This is a genomic window from Arthrobacter sp. 35/47 (assembly GCF_000520475.1).
GTDB lineage: Bacteria > Actinomycetota > Actinomycetes > Actinomycetales > Micrococcaceae > Arthrobacter_D > Arthrobacter_D subterraneus.
The window spans coordinates 79456-95956 of sequence record NZ_KI914585.1; the positions used below are offsets into that span (position 1 = coordinate 79456).

10 protein-coding genes are annotated in these 16501 nt (G+C 60.5%); 5 read left to right on the forward strand and 5 right to left on the reverse strand.

Going from position 1 to position 16501, the window contains the following annotated elements; genetic code table 11:
• Positions 1–93: 93 nt before the first annotated feature.
• Genes X803_RS0103895 through X803_RS0103905 form a run of 3 tightly spaced genes read left to right on the forward strand, consistent with a single transcriptional unit; the run spans position 94 to position 4131 of the window.
• Positions 94–1266, forward strand: a complete 1173-nt coding sequence (locus tag X803_RS0103895) for a CaiB/BaiF CoA transferase family protein (protein ID WP_026544117.1) — start codon at positions 94–96, stop codon at positions 1264–1266.
• Positions 1267–1270: 4 nt separating this feature from the next.
• Positions 1271–2425 (forward strand): acyl-CoA dehydrogenase family protein, encoded by a 1155-nt coding sequence (locus X803_RS0103900; RefSeq protein ID WP_026544118.1) that lies wholly within the window; start codon positions 1271–1273, stop codon positions 2423–2425.
• Positions 2422–4131: an IlvD/Edd family dehydratase gene (locus tag X803_RS0103905; RefSeq protein ID WP_026544119.1), complete on the forward strand. Its 1710-nt coding sequence runs from the start codon at positions 2422–2424 to the stop codon at positions 4129–4131. The genes X803_RS0103900 and X803_RS0103905 overlap by 4 nt, the downstream gene beginning before the upstream one ends.
• A 29-nt stretch (positions 4132–4160) precedes the next feature.
• Here the strand turns inward: X803_RS0103905 and X803_RS20920 are convergent, their stop codons facing one another.
• The 5 genes from X803_RS20920 to X803_RS0103930 form a co-directional block, all read right to left on the reverse strand.
• Positions 4161–5657 (reverse strand): nucleoside triphosphate pyrophosphohydrolase, encoded by a 1497-nt coding sequence (locus X803_RS20920; protein WP_156929953.1) that lies wholly within the window; start codon positions 5655–5657, stop codon positions 4161–4163.
• A 929-nt stretch (positions 5658–6586) separates the two neighbouring features.
• Positions 6587–6979, reverse strand: a complete 393-nt coding sequence (locus X803_RS0103915; RefSeq protein WP_156929954.1) for a hypothetical protein — start codon at positions 6977–6979, stop codon at positions 6587–6589.
• A gap of 1118 nt (positions 6980–8097) precedes the next feature.
• Positions 8098–11196, reverse strand: a complete 3099-nt coding sequence (locus X803_RS0103920; protein WP_026544121.1) for a type I restriction endonuclease subunit R — start codon at positions 11194–11196, stop codon at positions 8098–8100.
• Positions 11197–11198: 2 nt separating this feature from the next.
• Entirely contained in the window at positions 11199–12443 is a 1245-nt protein-coding gene (locus tag X803_RS21315) for a restriction endonuclease subunit S (RefSeq protein WP_026544122.1), read from the reverse strand.
• Entirely contained in the window at positions 12440–14404 is a 1965-nt protein-coding gene (locus tag X803_RS0103930; RefSeq protein WP_026544123.1) for a type I restriction-modification system subunit M, read from the reverse strand. Before X803_RS0103930 ends, X803_RS21315 begins: the two co-directional genes overlap by 4 nt.
• 502 nt (positions 14405–14906) lie before the next feature.
• Here X803_RS0103930 and X803_RS0103935 point away from each other — a divergent pair.
• Together X803_RS0103935 and X803_RS0103940 are read left to right on the forward strand one after the other, a co-directional pair.
• Positions 14907–16076, forward strand: coding sequence for a hypothetical protein (locus X803_RS0103935; RefSeq protein WP_156929955.1), 1170 nt, complete (start codon positions 14907–14909; stop codon positions 16074–16076).
• Positions 16069–16501: phospholipase D-like domain-containing protein (locus X803_RS0103940; RefSeq protein WP_026544125.1), on the forward strand; the 433-nt coding region annotated here is incomplete at its 3' end. The genes X803_RS0103935 and X803_RS0103940, both read left to right, overlap by 8 nt.

Below are 16501 nucleotides of genomic sequence, written 5' to 3' on the forward strand. Positions count from 1 at the left end.
GCGTTGAGTTGGCAGGACACACCCCTTTTGACCCGCCTTTCACGGCGTGTCCTGCCAACTCAACGCACCAGCAAGTAAAGGAGATGACGCGTCATGGGCACGTCAGGAGCAGGACCGCTCGAGGGCATCCGGATCGCGGACTTTTCCCGGGTCCTCGCGGGACCGTATGCGTCGATGATGCTCGCCGATTTCGGGGCGGACGTGATCAAGGTGGAGAGCCCTGCCGGGGATGACACCCGGTCCTGGACGCCACCCGTCGATGAGCACGGCGTCGGCACGTACTTCTCCAGCGTGAACCGGAACAAACGCTCGGTGGTCTGTGACCTGCGGACGGACGAGGGGCTGGCGCGAGCAAAGGAACTGGCGCTGGGCTCCGACGTGATCATCGAGAACTTCCGGCCCGGCGTGATGAAGAAGTTCGGCCTGGACTACGAGACGCTGCACGCCGAAAAGCCCGACCTCATCTACTGCTCCATCACCGGATTCGGTTCGACGGCGGGAGCCCACCTTCCGGGGTATGACCTCCTGGTGCAGGCCGTCGGCGGGCTGATGAGCGTCACCGGATCGCTGGACTCGGAGCCGAGCAAGGTGGGCGTGGCGCTGGTGGACGTGGTCACCGGGCAGAACGCGGCGCTCGGGATCCTCGCGGCGCTGCGGCACAAGGACGCGACGGGCACGGGCCAGCGGATCGACGTGAACCTGCTGTCGTCGCTGCTGGCGGGGCTGGTGAACCAGGCGTCGAGCACGCTGGCCACCGGTGAGGCGCCGCAGCGGATGGGGAACGCGCACCCCTCGATCGCGCCGTATGAGACATTGAAGACCGCCGACGGGCCGCTGGCCGTGGCCGTCGGGACGGACCGGCAGTTCGCTTCCCTCGTCCGGATCCTCGGGGTCCCCTCGATGTCGGAGGACGAGCGGTTCCGGACCAACACCCAGCGCGTGGCCCACCGTGACGAGCTCAAGGCGCTGCTCGAGGAGCAGCTCGCCAAGCGTCCCGCGGCCGAGTGGTCCGCCGTCCTCTCGAAGGAGGGCGTCCCGGCCGGGAAGGTGAACTCCATTGTGGAGGCACTGGACCTGGCCAAGGAGCTGGGACTTGATCCCGCCGTCGAAATGGCCGACGACGCCGGCCCGCGCACCAGCCACCAGGTCGCCAACCCGATCCACCTGTCCGAGACCCCCGCGAGCTACCGGCGCCTGCCGCCGCTGCTCGGCGAACACAACGATGCGGCGTTCACGCCGCTCCCAGCCACCTCAACCGGAAAGTAGAACCATGTCTGTTGACCTTCTGTCCATCGACTCGCTCCTGTCGCAGGAGGAGATCGAGCTGCGTTCCAAAGTCCGTTCCTTCGTGGAGACGGAAATCAAGCCGAACATCGCCGAGTGGTATGACAATGCGGTGTTCCCGCTGGAGATCGTGCCGAAGATGGCTGAGCTGGGCGTCCTCGGCATGCACATCAAGGGGTACGGCTGCCCGGGCCGCAGCTCGGTGGAGTACGGCATCGCAGCGATGGAGCTCGAGGCGGGCGATTCCGGCCTGCGCACGTTTGTGAGCGTGCAGGGGTCGCTGGCGATGAGCGCGCTGGCCAAGCACGGCTCCGAGGAGCAGAAGAACGAGTGGCTGCCGCGCATGGCGGCCGGAGAGGTGATCGGTTGCTTCGGGCTGACGGAGCCCTCCTCCGGATCCGACCCCGGTTCCATGACCACCTTTGCAAAGCGCGACGGCGATGACTGGGTTATCAACGGAGCCAAGCGCTGGATCGGGCTGGCTTCCGTGGCGCAGGTCGCGATCATCTGGGCCATGACCGACGACGGCGTCCGCGGCTTTGTGGTGCCCACGGACACGCCGGGGTTCACGGCGACCCCGATCACGCAGAAGCTGTCGATGCGGGCGTCGATCCAGTGCGACATTTCGCTTGAGGATGTGCGGCTGCCGGAGTCGGCGATGCTGCCGAAGGCCAAGGGGCTGCGCGGCCCGTTTGAGTGCCTGAATGAGGCACGGTACGGCATCATCTGGGGTGCGATGGGCGCCGCGCGGGACAGCTACGAGGCGGCACTGAACTACTCGAAGGAGCGTCTGCAGTTCGGCAAGCCTCTGTCCGGGTACCAGCTGACCCAGCAGAAGCTTGTGAACATGGCCCTGGAGATCAACAAAGGCACACTGTTGGCGCTGCAGGTGGGCCGGCTGAAGGATGCCGGGACGCTGGAGCCGTACCAGATCTCGGTGGGCAAGCTGAACAACTGCCGCGAGGCGATCGAGATCTGCCGGGAGGCGCGGGCGATGCTCGGCGGCAACGGGATCACGCTGGACTACTCGCCGCTGCGTCACGCAAACAATCTGGAGAGTGTGCGCACGTACGAGGGTACCGACGAGGTGCACACCCTGATCCTGGGCAACCACATCACCGGGACGCCTGCGTTCCGATGAGCGACTCCCCCTCACCCGCACCCACAGGCCTCCGCCGCGGCCTTACCAGCTACGGCGACGCCGAGTTCTCGCTCTTCCTCCGCAAGGCGTTCATCAAGGGTGCCGGATATTCGGATGATGCGCTGGATAGGACCGTCGTCGGGATCGTGAACACCGGCAGCGGCTACAACCCGTGCCACGGCAACATGCCGGCGCTGGTGGAGGCCGTGAAGCGTGGCGTGATGCTGGCCGGTGGGCTGCCGGTGGAGTTCCCGACCATCTCGGTGCATGAGAGCTTCTCCTCCCCCACCAGCATGTTCCTGCGGAACCTGATGTCGATGGACACGGAGGAGATGATCCGCGCGCAGCCGATGGACGCCGTCGTGCTGATCGGTGGGTGTGACAAGACGGTGCCGGCGCAGCTGATGGGTGCGGCGTCGGCGGGTGTGCCGGCGATTTCGCTGGTCACCGGGTCGATGCTGACCGGTGGGTACCGCGGCGAGCGGGTCGGTGCGTGCACGGACTGCCGGGCGTATTGGGGCAAGTTCCGCGGCGGTGAGATTACAAAACCAGAGGTCGACGACGTGAACTCACGCCTGGTGGGCAGCGTCGGCACCTGCTCGGTGATGGGGACGGCGAGCACCATGGCGTGCATCGCTGAGGCGATGGGGATTGCGTTGCCCGGCTCGGCTTCTGCTCCGGCGGTGACGGCGGACCGGGTGCGGATTGCCGAACACACCGGGACACAGGCCGTGGCGATGGCTTCTGCTGGGGTTGCACCGTCATCGATCCTGACGCCCGAGGCTTTCCAGAACGGGCTGCGGATGCTGCTGGCGATCGGCGGTTCGACGAACGCGATCATTCACCTGACCGCGGTGGCCGGGAGACTGGGGATCAAGTTGTCACTGGATGAGCTGGACCGGATGAGTGCCGAGACGCCGGTGCTGGTGGATCTGAAGCCCTCCGGCAAGTACTACATGGAGGACTTCCACCGTGCCGGCGGTGTTCCTGCCGTGCTGCGTGAGCTGGGTTCGCTGATCAACCGCGACGTCATGACGGTCACCGGCCGCACGCTGGGTGAAGAGATCGACGACGCCGGTCCCGGCTTCCCGCAGGACATCATCCGACCGCTTTCGGCCCCCATCTATCCGCAGGGCAGCCTTGCGGTGTTGTGCGGGAACCTGGCTCCGGGTGGGGCGATCATCAAGCAGGCGGCGGTATCGCCGGCGTTGCTTGAGCATTCGGGACCCGCTGTCGTGTTTGAGAACGCCGCCGACCTCGCTGCGCGGATCGATGATCCTTCGCTTGAGGTCACTGCCGATTCAGTGCTGGTGCTGAAGAACATCGGCCCGGTGGGGAATCCCGGGATGCCGGAGGCCGGCTATCTACCGATCCCGAAGAAGCTCGCAGCCCAGGGTGTGAAGGACATGGTGCGGATCTCGGACGGCCGTATGTCTGGCACTGCGGCCGGCGCAGTGGTGCTACACGTGACGCCGGAGTCGGCGGTTGGTGGGCCGCTGCGTTTGGTGCGGACCGGGGACATGGTCACCCTGAGTGTCAGCCGGCGGCTGGTGCAGCTTAAGGTTTCCGAGGAGGAGCTCCAGCGGAGAGCCGACGAGCTCGGCCCGGCGTCACCGACGGTGCCGGAACGCGGCTACCGACGCCTGTACGTGCAGGAAGTGACCCAAGCCGACGAAGGCTGTGATTTCCGTTTCCTGTTGAAATGACTACCCCTTGTTGCGATTAGACGGACGCATCACCAGAGGGCGTCCGGCACGTCACCTTTGACCTCCATGACCTTCTCGATCTCAATGTGAGAATCAAGATACTTGATTCGCACATCCATACCAGCAAGGCCGATTGTGAACGTAGAACGATGCCCAGTGATTGGTGGGATGTAGTTGAGAAGCAGACGGCCGCCTTCCTTTTTCACCTGCCAGGAAATTACACGCTCATCGTAATACTCCATTCCGGGCAACGGAGGCTGATCCGGAACCACCAAGTCTGTCACCGAGCTTGTGCGATTCAAGACTAGTCCGAGACTGAATCCTCCCCTTTTAGCACGCTTATCCCCCATACGTTCAGCGAGTTCCTTCTTAGATATTCCGACCTCTCTGCGCAATGCGGAGACTATTTCTTCGAGATCCGCCATCTCATCTAAAGACTGCTCGCGATTTTTCGCTCTGAAGAGCTCCATAGCTTCTTCAAGAACCTTCACGCGAAAAAGCTTCTCACGCTGCCTACCTACTGCCTTGTAGTACGATGCCGATTCACCATTACGTTCAATAATGTCGGGAATAGTGTCCCTAACGATCTTGCCGTGAGCAGTTTGCGATTCCACATTGTTTTGACGACAGGTGACGCGCACGCCCGCGGCGCTCAATAAATAATATGGATGACCTAAGGGGCTCCCGATTATTTGCACAGGAAGATCCAAGCGCAGCGCCAGTTGAATTACTTTATCGATCAGATCCCTGTCCCGAACCAGCTCAGATCCGGGGTGAAGCTCAAGAATAGCTGCCTTCCTAGTAAGAAGTTTTTCATCAACCTCGTCCAAATCACTTGTGGAACGGACCGTTATCGGTGTCAGACGGCTAGGTGGTTCATCACCTTTGATTAGCGGCACGTTAGTGTGCGTAATCCAGGGAAGACACTCGATGCCACTCTCATCCAACAGATCAATAAACCACATGGTCAAGATCGTCTTGTCCTCAGTTGCGGCGAGACGGCGAGCACCCTCGGCGACGAGCCTTATTTGGCCGAGGGACATACTCGAGCGCCAAATCCATTCAGTGGGTGTGGAACGAATAGACCAGACACCATCCTCGTCCGCATCGAGATACTCACTCTTACCTTCGACGGATCGCGCCTTCAACTCTCCGCTGTCGACATCAAAGTGGAAAACGTCATGCGGCAACCATCCCAAGCCATCCAGCAGCCCCCACGTGCTGTGGATTATCACCTCCGTACTATTCGGTTTCGATAAGCTCCACGCACAAGCCCGAGCCGCAATGTATCGGTGCGCCAGAAAACAAATTGAGGACGCCGGCACGCCCAACTTCACCAGACGTGTGGACGTCGCACGAAGGAATTCGAGTGCACGGTTCGCGTCCTTCGTTTCACACTTAGTCAGCATTAATTCCTGTTTCTTACCCACCACGTCGGTTCGGATGATCAGGGTCGATCCGGTGAGCAATTCCAGCTCCGCTAACAGTGACTCTGATGGAGAACCAGCAACGAGGCCGAGAATCAAGTCCTCCCCTTGAAGTACCCAGAGACGCGCAGTTGGCAAATCACTACTCCTGAATCTCACCAGGCTTGCGATCTTGTTCCAACGAAGTAGCGGACTAGCATCACTGATTTCGTCCAGCGATCTCCAATGGTCGAGAGGCTGGGACGGTAATTCCGCGAAAGGCTCCCTCCACACCTCGCCGGGACCGGGCCCATGGACCTTCGAGATCTGATCGGCTTGTACGATCCACAAGTGTTTGCCGTCCCAAACCCACTCAAGGTGATATCTGGAAGCGTGGCGCGCGAGCCTACTCGCCACTCCACGGAGTCGGGCGATCAAAGCGTCCGGAGTGTTGGCTGTCAGTGCCTCATCTGAACTGGGGTCGTCCGCCGTAACCCGCCATCGTTGAATCGACGTGGATGAACCAAATTCGAGCTCAGTTGTCCAGGAGAAGCTGTCACGGGAGAGTCGGTGCTCGTTGGATAGGTGCCCTCTCATCTGGACCGCCAATAGCGGTTGAATGAGCACTCCTATGTCACTGTCTGCGATACTTCCGCGGTTCGCCCATACTTCCTTGACTGCTTCGCTCAAATTGTCACAACGGCTCGAGCATTCGACGCTAACGTATTTGCCCCGCTCCCGAATGGACTCCTCAACGGCGCTGCTTCTTGCCAACAATTTTCCCTGAGATGAGTCCTGCTCGATGGATCGAATAGCCGCCATAACCGGCGGAGACATCAATAGCGTAGATAACGCGTCATCTGTGTTCGACTTAGCTCTGATTTCTCGATGGAAGGTGGGAGAAATAACCAGTGTCGCAGGGTACCATCTAGGTGGAATTCCGAGTAGGCCCGCACCTTTTTTTCCGGCATCATTATGTGTAGCTAGCGGCAGGTCTGGCCAGCGTCTGGCGGGGGTACAAAAAGCATATTCAGTCGGCACCACAGCACCTACTTCTCGCCTTTATCGTCGCCGAAATGTCGCTCGGCGAAGCGGCCGAGCGCGCTGAAAGCTTTGTCAGAAAAGTACCCGATGACGATGCCGATACCTAGGCATCCGGCACTGTTCCTGACAATCTCTTCCCCCAGCAAAGGGACAACTCCACCCGCCGAGAGCAACACGAGAGCTAATGCAGCGCCACCGGAGAGAAAAGGCGTGAAGATTCGCCACAGGAGCCTGTCCGCATTCCATATTCCTCTAGCAACGGTGTGATAAAGCCACTTCGTCGTAAAGAGTGAACCGCCAAAATGGCCTCCAACGTAGGCCAGGGCGAACGGGGCGATGGCCGCCCGTTCCGAAGTCGCCAAGGGCAAGGAAAACCACCCTAAAGCAACAGCGAGCATCAAGTACAAACTTAGGACGATGGTTATAAATATATAGAAGGATTCGAAACAAATCTGTCCTATGCAACGCCACCCAGAGTATCGTGAGCGCCAATCACCGATAGATCGACCATCGGTGGGTTCATCAGGCGCAAAGGATGTGTCTTCCCGTGGCCCGGACGTCCCGTCGTCAGGTGGACTGGACGATGTCATGCGGCACGAAGTTGCGTGACCGTCTTCAACGCCAGATCTTCTCGTAGGGCTGATTTCCAATCCCAAAGATCCTGCTGTAAAAGACGCGCCAGAGCTCTCCGCACCACCTGGCTGGGTAACGCGTGAGCGTACGTTATCCACGAACCCGTCCGGTCGCTTAGATGGATGTAATCCATGTCCGCTAGACCGGCGGGGCGACAGTCGGAGACATTCCAGTCATATGTACCCACCTTGTCGGAAGATTCCGCTATGACGGCGCGTAAATCCACGTCCATCGGCACCACGTGAAGGTGTGCATGGTTCACACCGCACCCAGCGCCTCGTCCACTCCCTGCTGCGCCATGTTCGAACGTCACGCACGTCCCATATAGTTTTTCCACTCTCAGGCGTGTGTTCATAGCAAGCTCACGAAACGCATCCCACTCGGTTCCGTCCAGCTCTGAAAGAGAGAAGACATGACTTCTTGGGGACACGAGCATCCAACCCTCAATCAACGCTCCGAGGGACGGAAATGAGTATGCCCATTCAGATTCGAGTAGGATTTCTTCCCGTCTCGGAAGTTCGCAGAACCGGCATTCCTGTGTCTGGGTTTGTTCCCCTCGCTCACCACCAAATGTCTCAACCATCGACGGTCCCTCCACGCTGCTCCAACCCATACTCGTACTTTATATCCCTTTAGATTAACAGGAGCAGTCATGAACGACTCTGGGATCAAGTGTCGTCGACCCCGAGTGGTTCCGGCTTGTTACACCCCTGCACTTCAGGGGCGGAAAATACCGCTTCACCCAGCGTTCAGCCGACTGTTGCATGTGGTGGCCTCGCGCACTTCGAGCTGTGCGTACTGATAGGCAGAGCTCAGAATCGTCTCCGCAACGACACCAACCCGCAGCCCCGGCAGCCCCGGCAGCCCGGGCGGCCAAGGCCAGCTAAGCCAACTCTTCCCCACGAAACTTCTCGTACATCCCCATCGTCCTCAGCACTTCGATGAGCTCGGGCAGCTTGTCCGGCGAAAGGAGCCAGTTGACGCCCTTGGCGTGCTGCTCTCCCGTTTCGATGACCGTGTCCTCCACGGTCCGAAGAATTTTGGGCGAGGAGTAGAAGTCGACCTTGCGATTCGCCTTCGCTTGATTTCGCAACGTCTCATTCTCAAGCGCCTTGTTCATCACCGACTCCAGTAGGGAGAGCTGGTCGGCGTCAGAGAAACCGCCACCCTCAAACAGCGTGTTCACCTGCTCGATGATCTCCGCCCAGCGCACCTTCTGCGGATCATGCCCCGTCCCGGAACCAACCTCACGCACCGGATCAAGCAGCGCAGCCTCCCCCTCAGCCAACCGCAGGTCGGCCTTCTGCTGCTTCTGCAGCTTGTAGTGGGTCATCACCACCTCGGACAGGTCGATGCGGTCCCGGTTCTGGTTGTCCGCCCGAATCACCCGGATCAGCAGCCGGTAGAAGATGGATCGCTTCTCCAGGTCCGTGTCCTGGTAGTCGATGATCTGCGACAAGAAGTCGTACGCCCGGATGAAGCTCCCCAGGTCCTTGCGAAACATGTCCAGCGCATCCTGGACGGCCTTGTCTCCGGCTTCCACCGCAGCCTGATACCGCTTGCGGAACACCGAACGAGCCGGCGCCACCGATGCGTTGAGCTCCTCGTGGCTCACCTTCCCAACCCAGGCAGCAACCGCACGCTCAACATCAGAAGAGTCGTAAATCCCGGTCCCGTCGAGCTTGGTCTGCAGATCGTGCACGATATCCGGGTCCGTCACACCGGAGAGCTCCGCCTCGGTGTGGTACTGCTTGAACGCGGCAAGGATCTCCTCGGGCTCGTTCACGAAGTCCAGCACGTACGTCTGGTCCTTGCCCTCGGTCACCCGGTTCAGCCGGGACAGCGTCTGCACCGCCGAAATGCCGGAGAGCTTCTTGTCCACGTACATGGCCACCAGTAGCGGCTGGTCGAACCCGGTCTGGAACTTGTTGGCGACCAGCATGATCTGGAACTCGTCCGTCGCGAACGCCTGCGGCAGTTCGCGCCCCTTCAGGCCCGGATTCATGCTCGTCTCGGTGAACCCGGACGGTCCGGACTCAGGATCATTGACCTCCCCGGAGAAAGCCACCAGCGCCGCGAGGTCCCGGTACCCCTTCTCGGCAATGTACTTGTCGATCGCAAGCTTGTACCGGACGGCTTCCTTGCGCGATCCGGTCACCACCATCGCCTTCGCCCGCCCCGCCAGGTGATGACGCACATTGGACCGGAAATGCTCCACGATGATCGCGACCTTCTGGCTGATGTTGTACGGGTGCAGCTTCACCCACCGCATCAGCTCCTTGACGGCCTCGGACTTCTCAATGACCGCGCCGTCCTGGTCATAATCCACCCCGTTGTGCGCCAGCTTGAACGCGAGCTTGTACGGCGTGTAGTTCTTCAGCACATCGAGGATGAACCCCTCCTCGATGGCCTGCTGCATCGAATACACATGGAACGGCCGCGGCAGCCCACTGGGATCCTTGCGCCCGAACAGCTCCAGCGTCTTCGCCTTCGGCGTCGCCGTGAATGCGAAGAAGGAAATGTTCCTGCTCTCCGCCCGGCTGGTCATCTCCGCGGCGAGAATGTCCTCAGCGGTCACGACGACGTCGTCATCGGCTTCCGCGGACTCCTCATCTGTGGCGGTGAGGACCTTCTTCAGGGTCTTCGCGGCCTCACCGGTCTGGGAGCTGTGGGCTTCGTCGGCGATGACCGCGTAGCTGCGTCCGGCCAGCCCGGCGTTCTGCTCGATCGCCTGCAGGGCGAAGGGGAAGGTCTGCAGCGTGACGCCGATGATCTGCCGGCCGGCGAGCAACGCCTCGGACAGGGCTGAGGACTTCGAACCGCCCGTGGAGGTGATCGCCTCAAACACACCCTGTGTCTTCTCGAGCTGCTGCACGGCATCGCGCAACTGGCCGTCGAGAACCTTGCGGTCGCTGATGACAATCACCGAATCGAAGACTTTCTCCCCCGCCTCCGTGTGCAGCGAGTTGAGCCGGTGCGCCGTCCAGGCGATGGAATTGGTCTTGCCCGACCCGGCCGAGTGCTGGATCAGGTACCGGTGGCCCGGACCTTCCGCGGCAGCGGTCTCGGCGAGCTGGTTCACGGCCTCCCACTGGTGGAAGCGCGGGAAGAGCAGCGACTTGTTGACTGTCTTCTTGCCCGTGATCGGGTCAGCCTTCTTCTCCACCTGCAGGTGCATGAACTTGCCCAAGATGGTCAGCCAGGAATCGCGCTGGAGCACGCGCTCCCAGAGGTAGTTGGTGGCCGAGCCGTGCGGGTTATCCGGGTTGCCCTTGTGCCCGTTGTTTCCCATATTGAACGGCAGGAACCGGGTCTGCGCGCCCTGCAGGTTGGTGGTCATGAAGGCTTCACTGTTGGAGACGGCGAAGTGCACCAGCGCCCGGTGCCCGAAGGACAGCAGCGGCTCGGCACGGCGGGTCTCAGGGTCTACGGGCAGACGTGCGGACTTGTACTGGTCGACGGCGTCCTGCACCGTCTGGGTGAAGTCCGTCTTCAGCTCCATGGTGGCGACGGGCAGCCCGTTGACGAAGAACACCAGGTCCAGGCTCTTTTTGTTATCGCCCGAGTAGAACACTTGGCGCACCACGCGGAGCCGGACGGCCGAGTAGTCGGCCACTGTTTTCGGATTCAGATCGTCAGCCGGTTTGAACTGACACATTGAAAAGGACGACGGCGTCACCTTGAATCCGTTGCGCAGCACCGCCAGAGTGCCGCCACCGTTTTCCAGCGGCGTGTCGAGGACCTTGGTGAGGCGGTCGAGGATGCGCTTGAAGGACTTCGCCTGGACGTCGGGTCTTTCGGTGGGGTTGACGATCTTCCGGAACTGCTCCGGCTGCGTTTCCTCCAACCAGGTGCGGACGTCATCCGGGTAGAGGGCGAGAGCCTTGTCGTAGCCCTTGCCGCCCTCGGTGCAGAGCCAGCCGTGGGCGGCGAGGTACTCGCAGAGTTCGCGTTCGAACTCTTTTTCGTTGTGGATCGCCATGGCTATGCGGCCTCCTTAGCGGCCGGATGATCCCGGACATCGATCTTCCCCGTCACCGCAGCCGAAATCAGCGCAGTCCGACGCTCCTTCGAGAGTTCAATGGCTTCCTTGGCATCTGCAATAGCGGCTTCGATCTCGGCTGTTTCGCGGTCAAGGTAGTCGGCGATTTGCTGTTGCTCGTTCCTATCGAGCGTCAGCAGCGGATATCGGTACAGGTCTTCCATGCGGAAGGATGCCTGCATGTGTTGGGGTATCCGGCCCTTCTCATAGCGAAATAGAACTTGAAATAGGTATAGGTAGAACCGCACGACAAGATCAACCTTTGGCACTATCACCATGCAGTTCTGCGAAAGACTGAATCGACTAAAGACATGCTTGACCGACATAGCTTTTGCCCCTACGGTCGTGGCGAAGAGGTAGCCTGTGGTGCCAGCGTCAAATTCATAGGAGTCGATTCGGCCCATGATTCCCTCGTTTTCAGTCTGTCCACTGAAGACGGGATACTGACCTTCGTTTTCGGCGCAGAACTCCTTCGTTAGTTCGGCCGCCCTTCTCCCTTTTGCCGCTCGAAACGCTCTTGAAACTTTATCGACACCCCAGTGCTGCGGCACGTCGCCGAGCCATTCGAAGCCGCTGTCTTTCATGGGGACGTTGGGGTCGAGGCCCTTGGTGACGGCCTGGGTGATGGTGGCGGCGCGTCGCTCGTTCAGCAGCGCAATGAGCTCCTGCTGATCCGCAATGAACGCATCGATCTCGGCCGTCTCGTGGTCGAGGAATGAAGCAATCGCCCGCTGTTCGTCCAGCGGTGGCACGCCCATCCGGATGGAACGGATGTCACTCTGGGTCATGCTCGGCAGCGCGGTGCTGGTAACGAAATAGCCGTACGGGATGTGGGCAGCGAAGTAGTACAAAAACTTGGGAAAGAGCCTGCGCTGGTCGATGTCCGTGTAGAACATCGTGTCGACCGTCCAGAACCTACCATTTACGTACAGAGGCCTGTCTATGGTGCCTTTGCGCCCGAAAAGCACCGATTCACCATCGAACATGAATTTCGAAGCACGTCTGAACTCCCCACCCGATCCAATAACCGGATAGCCGTCTTGGGCCACCTCAACGTCTTTGTAATCAGCACCGTTCCGCAAGTCTGCGTTACGCCCTATTGGACTGATGCTCCAATGAGCCGGAGCCTCCCCCAGCCACTCAATACCGCTGTCCTTGTACTCCCGGTACGGCTTCAGGGCGGTCATACGTGGACCTTTTCGAGCCGGGCTCGGATGCGGCCGAGGACGGCGTCGAGGTCGGCGTCGATCTCCTCCAGGGAACGCGATGCCTGGTACTTGTAGAAGTGCCTGGTGAAGGGGATCTCGTAGCCGACCTTGGTCTTCGTTTCGTCGATCCAGGCGTCGGGGGCGAAGGGTTTCACTTCCCGCTCGAAGTACTCGTGGATGTCCTCGTCGAGGGGGAGGTTTTCGGTGTCGCGCAGGTCGGGGTCGGCTTCGGCGCGGCCCTTGGCGTCGGTGCAGACGTCGGCCTCGTCGTCCCGCGCGGACAAGCCCACCGCCAGCGCCTTGTACTGTGCCGGAGTGAGCGAGAGCCCGGCATCGCGCACGGCTGTCCGCAGATCGGCGGTGAAGTCCTCGCGGTTGGTCCAGGCTGTGTTCTGGTCCATGGCGCCGAGGGCTTCCCGCAACGTGGCGACCGGTCCCTCCCCCAGCTTGGCGACCGCCTTCACCGCGAGGGCCTCTCCGATTCGTTCCTCGGTCGCGGCGAAATTCAGGCGCAGGGGCCGCTCGACTGTGATGGTCCGGTACCCGAAGTCCTGGTTCTGGAAGATCTTGCTGTGGCTGCCGTCGTCGTAGTAGTTTCCATACAGCTTCACGATGCGGTCAATATCCGCCGTGCCCAGTTGTTTGCGTTTGGAGCCGAGGCTCTTGCGCATCTTCTCGAAGAAGCTGGTGCCGTCGATGAGCTGGACGGTGCCCTTACGCTCGGCGGCCTTGCGGTTGGTGAGGACCCAGACGTAGGTGGCGATGCCGGTGTTGTAGAACATGTCCGTGGGCAGGGCGATGATGGCTTCGAGGAGGTCGTGCTCCAGGACGTAGCGGCGGATCTCGGACTCACCGGAACCGGCGCCGCCGGTGAACAGCGGTGAGCCGTTGAGGACGATGGCTGCGCGGCCGCCGCCGTCGCGCGCTGGGCGCATCTTCTTGATCAGGTGCAGCAGGAACAGCAGCGAGCCGTCGGAGACGCGGGGCAGACCGGGGCCGAAGCGGCCGTCGTAGCCCTGTTCGCGGTGCTCCTTCTCGACGGTGGGCTGGGCTTTCTTCCAGTCAACGCCGAAGGGCGGGTTGGAGAGGCAGTAGTTGAAGGTCTTGCCGAGGTGTCCGTCGTCGATGAGGGTGTCACCGAGGACGATGGCGTCCACGTCCTGGCCCTTGATGACCATGTCTGCCTTGCAGATGGCGTAGGACTCGGGGTTGATTTCCTGGCCGGCGAGCATGAGGGTGGCATCCGGATTGCCGTCGCGGATGCGTTCCTCGGAGACGGAGAGCATGCCGCCGGTGCCGGCTGTGGGGTCGTAGACGGAGCGAACGATGTTGGGCTGGTGGAGGTCTTCGTCATCGGGTGCGAAGAGCAGGTCCACCATGAGGTGGATGACCTCACGCGGGGTGAAGTGCTCACCGGCGGTCTCGTTGGAGGTTTCCGCGAACTTGCGGATGAGTTCCTCGAAGATGAGGCCCATCTCTGCGTTGGAGACGTTGTTGGGGTGCAGGTCCACGCCGGCGAACTGCTGGACGATGAGGAAGAGCAGGTTGTGGTCATGGAGCTCCTCGATGCGCTCTTCGAGCTTGTACTTCTCGAAGATGTCGCGGACGTTGTCCGAGAAGCCGCGGACGTAGTCGAGGAGGTTGTCGCGGATGTTGTCGGCATCGCCGGTGAGCTTTGCGAAGTCGTAGCGGGAGGTGTTGTAGAACGCGTGGCCGGACTTGCGCGGCAGGAGGACGGTCAGCGGGATGGCGCCGTCCTTCTTGGCGTTGTACTCGGTGAGGACTTGGCTCTTGGTCTCGGCGAGGACCGCGTCGATGCGGCGCAGGACCGTGAACGGCAGGACGATGGAGCCGTACTGGTGCGGGCGGTAGGAGCCTCTGAGGAGGTCCGCGATGTTCCAGATGAAGTTGGCGTAGTTCTTGGGTGCTGCTGATGGCACGGCTGTGTCCCCCGGTGGTTCTTTGTTGCGCTTGGTGTCATGGTACCGGCGCCGGAATCAGAAATGCTCGAAAAGCTGAAGCAGAAGGACCATCAAAATACGGTTCCTGAACCCTAACTATGCCCCTTAGCAAGCGCTAGAGTTCAAGAACGTGACTATGGCAGTTACGAGACGGGGATAAATGGCAACGGCGCATCCACAATGGTCCGGCGACACCGACCGCCCATCATCTGGGCGATTTCCACTTGCGGTTGAAGGTTATGCCATGCGCCGCGTTGAATCGCTCCTCCCGGGAATCACCACGGTAACCCCTCACGCACGCTACTACTCGCTCCATGCATATGTGGCGACTCTAGACGCGGCTGCATCTTTCGATCCCACGGATATCCTCAGGCGTTGCGAAGTCGTCTTTGCCGCCGTCTCGATCCTGCATGCACGGAACTCACCCGACGCTCACCGAGGGATGTCCCAGCCGCACGGCCAGGACAAAATCGTTGACTCAATGAACGCTGACGTCCTTCCCATTTCGCAACTGGCGGCGCCACGTGCCTACGCGCAAGCCCGACGTGGCTTCCTCGCGCCCTACTTCGCCAGTGAACGTTCACTTGGTCTGATTTTTCCAGATAATGACCGGCTCCTACCTGGTGAAAACTCCGACCCCAAATTGCTCAAACACGCCTTCGCGGGATTACTGGACCTTGCTCTGCAGGATGACGTTCCTCTAACTGAGTTAGAAAGCCACCCGCATCTCTGTCTATGCGGGGAGCAGGCCGCCGAACGGGCGTGGCTACGGTCGATAATGCTTTCTAGCGACGCATCTGGCGAAAAGAACGATGCGGATAGACGCTCCCAGACCGCACTCATGCTGTGCCGATTGATCGAAATGTATGAGCCTCCAGACATATCCAATTGGCTCAGTCGTGTGCTCATCGCGGACCCGACCACATCCGAGGACCCTCGCTTGAGCACCCTGCCGATAGTTCCGGCCTGGCGTGGAGTCGTGTTGCGGCGCTGGTACACCTGGGCGTGGCGCGACCTCTGGCGCTGGCTCGTGAACACCAAAGCAACTGGCGTAGTGCCTATATCGCAACTCCAGGGCGCGCTGGCCGACGAATTACCAAGTTGCACCGTCGCAGAGTTTCGCCGCAGTCTGCCTCCAGGAATCGTTGGAGGTTCCCTGCTCGACGCCGAGTACGACCCCAGTGTCGCGAGCATTGAACACAGCGGCGCGCGAAACTTCGCATGGCTAGTGATCGGTGCTAGCCGTTCGGGACGTCTAGACGAGCAAGTCGGGGCGTACTTCGAATCACCGGAACGAGAGCGCCGGAACTATGAGCTGACTCCTGCTTGGTTTGAGAATTTTCTTGACCTTAGAAATGACCGTCCCCTCAAGGATGTGAGTATCGAGCTCATCGGACTTCTCCTCGCGCGCTCTCAGAGGATCGCCTATGCAAAATCGGCTCTGGTGAATGGGCGGTGGAAGGTTCCAACTCGACTTACTGTCCGCGACGGATACGCATTCCGCGACGCCGATGAAGGCGGCGGCCCGGTGTCCTTGAGGTGGGATCAGCTAACCCAGGTTATGTCCGGTCTCGGACTCGTCAAGCGAGTTCGGGACGGACAGACCTCGGCCGAACGATGGAACCTTGTGAAAAGCGGCGTGAATGAATGAGATGCCAGGGCAATTGAGCCTTTCAGACCTCCTTCATGAGATGGAAGGAAGCGGTGACTGGGATGTCGAGGAGGTTCTGTTCCTCACATTCAACGTAAACCTAGGTTTCTTCGAAAAAGGAATCCTTGGCTTATGTCGCGCTATGGGCGCAAGAGTTTCGATAATTGCAGATGCAGGAATGTGGTCGCCTGATCTCTTATCGATGAAAGGAGCGGGCTCGGAGTACCTACTAGGTCTCGTGTCCCACCCGGGGGCGTTTCACCCGAAGCTAATACTCTTCATAGGCTCCGAGAGGGTTCTTGCCGCCGTGGGCTCTGGAAATCTCACCCCAGGAGGATGGCAGTACAACTCTGAGCTGTGGACTGTACTTCGTGCCGAGGATGGCATTGCACCCGAGCCACTCTTCGACCTCGCCGAGTGGCTTT

Bases quoted from the DNA above. Each gene is read 5' to 3' on its own strand.
- X803_RS0103895 (WP_026544117.1), top strand. From the start codon at position 94: ATGGGCACGTCAGGAGCAGGACCGCTCGAGGGCATCCGGATCGCGGAC.
- X803_RS0103900 (WP_026544118.1), top strand. From the start codon at position 1,271: ATGTCTGTTGACCTTCTGTCCATCGACTCGCTCCTGTCGCAGGAGGAG.
- X803_RS0103905 (WP_026544119.1), top strand. From the start codon at position 2,422: ATGAGCGACTCCCCCTCACCCGCACCCACAGGCCTCCGCCGCGGCCTT.
- X803_RS0103915 (WP_156929954.1), bottom strand. From the start codon at position 6,979: ATGCTCGCTGTTGCTTTAGGGTGGTTTTCCTTGCCCTTGGCGACTTCG.
- X803_RS0103920 (WP_026544121.1), bottom strand. From the start codon at position 11,196: ATGGCGATCCACAACGAAAAAGAGTTCGAACGCGAACTCTGCGAGTAC.
- X803_RS21315 (WP_026544122.1), bottom strand. From the start codon at position 12,443: ATGACCGCCCTGAAGCCGTACCGGGAGTACAAGGACAGCGGTATTGAG.
- X803_RS0103935 (WP_156929955.1), top strand. From the start codon at position 14,907: ATGAACGCTGACGTCCTTCCCATTTCGCAACTGGCGGCGCCACGTGCC.